Origin of the sequence: Paenibacillus sp. MZ04-78.2 (assembly GCF_024213375.1) — a bacterium.
Taxonomy (GTDB): Bacteria; Bacillota; Bacilli; order Paenibacillales; family NBRC-103111; genus Paenibacillus_G.
The window spans coordinates 1-4,370 of sequence record NZ_JANAVJ010000093.1; the positions used below are offsets into that span (position 1 = coordinate 1).

Sequence of the window (4,370 nt, forward strand, 5' to 3'; positions counted from 1 at the left end):
GTGTGCGTCGTAATCAGTTACGTATATGATCTCATGAATCCCGTCGTTTTTCTAGGTGTGGAGGATTTGACGCTTACACTTCTTTAAAAGCTTCTTCATAGGTTTCGAAACAATTGCGTTGGTAACATTCTCTTTCCAAGATACTATGAAAGGACTCGATAAAGGCATTCTTGTTTGGCGTATGGGGTGGAATACGCTCATGCTCGATGCTAGCCTGTTCACAGAAAGCGTAGAAGGCTTTACTAATGAACTGTGGACCGTTATCTGTTCGAATCACTAAATGGTTGTCTTGCTCGCATGCTTTGCGTTTCAGGAGTGCCTTTTGGACAGTTCGTAGAATGTCATTTGTACTACAAGCTTTACCTCGATGATACGTGACAATGCTTCGGTCAAACACATCTATGATGCTTGCTAGGTAAAAATGTCGACGTTCGCCTGCCACGTACCGTGAAATAAGAGACAAGGCGTAGTCGAGCTATCTCCCTGTCTCTCTTTCCCGAACCGGACTTGCACCTCTCAGCGCATCCGGCTCTCCATTTAAGTGTTGCTCAGAGCAAAGGCGACTTGGTCATAGTATGATTCAATTGTTCGACGCTTCTCAGCACGTAGAATGTATGGATTTTCGTTTGGGTTTCGCCATGTGAACCAACTCTTGCGGCCGGTTATCAGCCTTCTCAGTGCCATTTCTCCATAGAATCCCCGACTGTTTTGCCCTTGCAGTACCCAGGTTTTAGCCTTACCCTTTTCTGGTGATCGAACATATTCCCGCATTAACGACCGGAAACTACGCTTATACTTCCGTGCAAGCCAGTATCCGAGTTTCCAAAATACCGTACGATCTACTTTGCTGAATATCGTCGCAGTGTGGTCGGTATATTGGTAGAAATTTGCCCATCCTGCAAGTTGTCGGTTAAGGCTTTCAACCAAGTCCATTCTGTTCATGCTGTAATTTCCTGACAGTTGCTTGACTAGCTTTTCAGTGAAACGGCGGTATTTCTCCCATGGAATGGATGAGACAGGGCGCATTCGTCCTCGGGATCCTCGTTTGCGAATAATGCGGTGACCGAGAAAAATAAAGCCGTCGTTCACGTGCGTAATATGTGTCTTTTCCATATTTAACGTGAGTTTCAGCGTATCTTCGAGAAATTCCCGACATACCTCCCGCACTTCTTCTGCATGTGCCTTGGTTCCTTTGACGATGATAATAAAGTCGTCTGCATAACGACAGTAAGAAATTGCAGGTTTCCATTGCCGATTTTCATGTATCGCGATAGGACGCTCACTCTGTATGCCGAAGTTCCATGCCCAGCGATCTTTTCGTACCTTCTTACTCAGAAATTTCGCTTCCATCCATTGATCAAATTCGTGTAACATAATATTGGATAGTAGCGGCGAAATGACGCCGCCTTATGAGAAGTAACACGTTATGCAAAGTAAAACCCACAAGCCCAGGCTAGCAAAGGAATTTAACTTAGATTACTTTGCATAATATTCCGAAATGTTTAGTAGGAGAAGAACTTCTCACTATACATTTCGGGGGTATCATCATGGAAATCTTACCTTTTCGAGAGTTAATGATCGAACTCGAGAAAGAGCTGTACCGTCTACATTACAACGAGCAATCGATCAAGTACTACAGATTGATGTGGCGACGAATTGCTGGCTTCTTGGAATCGGAAGGCACCAATTGCTTTACCGAGGAAGCTGGAATTCGTTTTCTTGAACGGAAGTACAATTATTTTGAACTCGAAAAGGCCGGAAACCTTACACAGTCCATCATCAACGTCTCCCGGGTGGTTAGAATGCTTGGAGATTACCAATTGCATGGCTGTATTCTTCGTAGATATTTCAAACAGAAGAAATTACTACAAAGTACCGCTTTCGAGGCAATACTCAAAAAATACTCTGTACATTGTGAAATGAAAGACTATTCAAGGGCAACACAGAATCATTACAGGAAGGCTACTGAAAAATTTTTGAGTTTTCTTGAATCTAAGGGCATTCCAGAGTGTGCTGTTATCTCTGCCGTAATCTTGAACGACTACATCAACACCCTACTTGGATACAGTTGCAAGATGGTCGAGCAACAACTTTGTGCGCTTCGCTCCTTCCTTCGCTTCCTTTACAGCAACCAGATCCATACGCAGGATCTGACCGAAACCCTTCCATCCATAAATGCGAGAAAGCAGAACCGGATTCCTTCTGTATGGTCACCGGAGCATGTAACAAAGCTGCTTGAGGCGATCGACAGAGGCAACCCAGCGGGAAAGCGGGATTATGCCATGATCCTCTCAGTTGCTCGTCTGGGTCTTAGAAGCATAGACCTTAAACGGTTGAAGCTGGAGAACCTGAAATGGCAAGAGAATCGCATCACGCTTATGCAGTCGAAGACTTCGAGGGAGCTTTATTTACCGCTCTTGCCGGACGTCGGTTGGGCTATTATTGACTACCTCAAACACGGGCGTCCGAAAGTGGATTCTCCCTTTGTATTCCTGCGGCACCTTGCGCCGCTCGAGCCTTTCTCAGACGAACACCACCTGCACCGGATCATCGAAAAATACATGAAGCTAGCCAAGATCCCAATAAGCCCCCAGAAGAAAAGAGGCATGCATTCTTTACGACATACGCTGGCCAGCCGGCTTCTTCAAGAGAATACTCCCTTGTCAGTCATCTCAGACATACTGGGGCATGTGAGTTCGGACTCGACAGCTGTTTATCTGAAGGTTGACGTCGAGATGCTTCGTGAGTGTGCTTTGAACCCCGAGGGGGTGCTCCCACATGCCTGAATACGTCTACAGAAGTCCATTCCAAACCTACATCCGGGAAGTGATCCGCCAAAAACAGTCGCTCGGCTACAAATATGACAGTAGTGCCCGATCACTGTACAGATTTGATCAATTCTGTTTGGAGTATGGTTGCACCGAGTCTGTACTTTCTAAGGAACTCGTTCAGGCTTGGAACCAGAAGAGGCCCCATGAAGCCCAGGCAACCCTTCGGAACAGAGTCGTAGTAGTAAGGCAGTTAGCGTTGTTTATGAGTCGGCTTGGCATTCAAGCTTACGTACTTCCCAAGAACACCTTGCCAAAGGAACCTCGATATATCCCGCATATATTTAGCAATGAGGAACTCACGGCGCTTTTTAGACAAGCCGATTCTTGTCATTACCGTCCCGAGGTTCCAAACAGACAGTGGATTATGCCGTTGTTGTTTCGTATGCTCTACAGCTCTGGTCTTCGGATTTCAGAGGCCCTTCATCTTAAAATACGGGATGTGGACCTGGAAAACGGTGTGCTAACCATTCTAGATGGGAAGTTCAATAAGGACAGACTCGTGCCCCTATCCCAAGAACTTCTTCAGCGATGCCTTGCCTATGTGAAGCAGGTTCATATGTTTTCGGGTGCCGACGCATACTTTTTCCCGAATCCGAACGGACAAGCTGTCACTCACAACAATGTGTACAAGAACTTTCGAAAATTCCTATGGAAGGCTCGAATCTCGCACGGTGGTTGGGGAAAGGGACCTCGCATCCACGACATCCGCCATACGTTTGCCGTCCACTGCCTGCGCCGCTGGGTTCTGGAAGGAAAAGATCTCACCGCTTATCTGCCGGTCCTTAAAACATACTTGGGACACCATTCGTTTAGCGACACATCCCAATACTTGAGACTTACCGCGGAGCTCTACCCAGATATTACGGCAAAGGTGGAACATGCTTTCGGCCACGTGATCCCCGTTATGGGAGGCGATGGTCTTGAAGCCGACTGATTTTGCCAAGGCCTTATCCCAATATTTAACTGCTTATCTTCCGGGACAGCGGAATATGAGTCCTAATACAATCTCTTCCTACCGCGACACGTTTAAGCTGTTCCTCACCTACTGCAAACAGAGCAGACTCTCGATTGAAAGGCTTTCTTTTGCACAAGTAGATGAGTCACTCATACTCGCCTTTCTAAAGTGGCTCGAAGAGGAAAGAAACAACGGGATCTCTACGCGGAACCAGCGTCTGGCTTGCATTCATGCATTTTTTCGTTACGTACAAGCGGAACATCCTGTCGGTTTACTCACTTACCAAAAAATCCTTGCCATTCCCATGAAAAAGGCACCGAAGCCGACAGTGAAGCACCTTACTCCTGATTCACTGCAACTCATACTGGGGCAACCAGATCTGTCCACGGCAAGTGGGCGCCGAGATGCTACGCTGCTGTCTGTCTTGTATGATACGGGGGCCAGAGTGCAGGAATTAGTTGATCTACGTGTCCGAGACGTTCGCTTAGATCCTCCTCCGGTTCTAAGGTAAGCGTCAAATCCTCCACACGTAGAAAAACGACGGGATTCATGAGATCATATACGTAACTGATTACGACGCGCAC

Annotated in this window: 5 protein-coding genes; 3 read left to right on the forward strand and 2 right to left on the reverse strand. The window is 46.7% G+C overall.

What is annotated here, in order from left to right; genetic code table 11:
* Positions 1–73: 73 nt before the first annotated feature.
* Together NLX71_RS27235 and NLX71_RS26925 are read right to left on the reverse strand one after the other, a co-directional pair.
* Positions 74–442 carry a DDE-type integrase/transposase/recombinase gene (locus NLX71_RS27235; protein WP_375377975.1) on the reverse strand — a complete coding sequence of 123 codons (369 nt, stop codon included), beginning with the start codon at positions 440–442 and terminating at the stop codon, positions 74–76.
* A 95-nt stretch (positions 443–537) separates the two neighbouring features.
* Positions 538–1,398, reverse strand: coding sequence for a reverse transcriptase domain-containing protein (locus NLX71_RS26925; protein WP_309248995.1), 861 nt, complete (start codon positions 1,396–1,398; stop codon positions 538–540).
* Between the two features lie 149 nt (positions 1,399–1,547).
* Between NLX71_RS26925 and NLX71_RS25990 the strand changes: the two genes are divergently transcribed.
* Genes NLX71_RS25990 through NLX71_RS26000 form a run of 3 tightly spaced genes read left to right on the forward strand, consistent with a single transcriptional unit; the run spans position 1,548 to position 4,297 of the window.
* On the forward strand, positions 1,548–2,786 hold the full coding sequence (locus NLX71_RS25990; protein WP_254366687.1) for a site-specific integrase: 1,239 nt from the start codon (positions 1,548–1,550) through the stop codon (positions 2,784–2,786).
* Complete coding sequence (locus NLX71_RS25995; RefSeq protein ID WP_254366689.1) at positions 2,779–3,765, forward strand: tyrosine-type recombinase/integrase; 987 nt, start codon at positions 2,779–2,781, stop codon at positions 3,763–3,765. Before NLX71_RS25990 ends, NLX71_RS25995 begins: the two co-directional genes overlap by 8 nt.
* The gene (locus NLX71_RS26000) at positions 3,752–4,297 is read left to right on the forward strand and encodes a tyrosine-type recombinase/integrase (RefSeq protein ID WP_254366691.1); all 546 of its coding nucleotides are present in this window, start codon (positions 3,752–3,754) and stop codon (positions 4,295–4,297) included. The genes NLX71_RS25995 and NLX71_RS26000 overlap by 14 nt, the downstream gene beginning before the upstream one ends.
* Positions 4,298–4,370 lie beyond the last annotated feature (73 nt).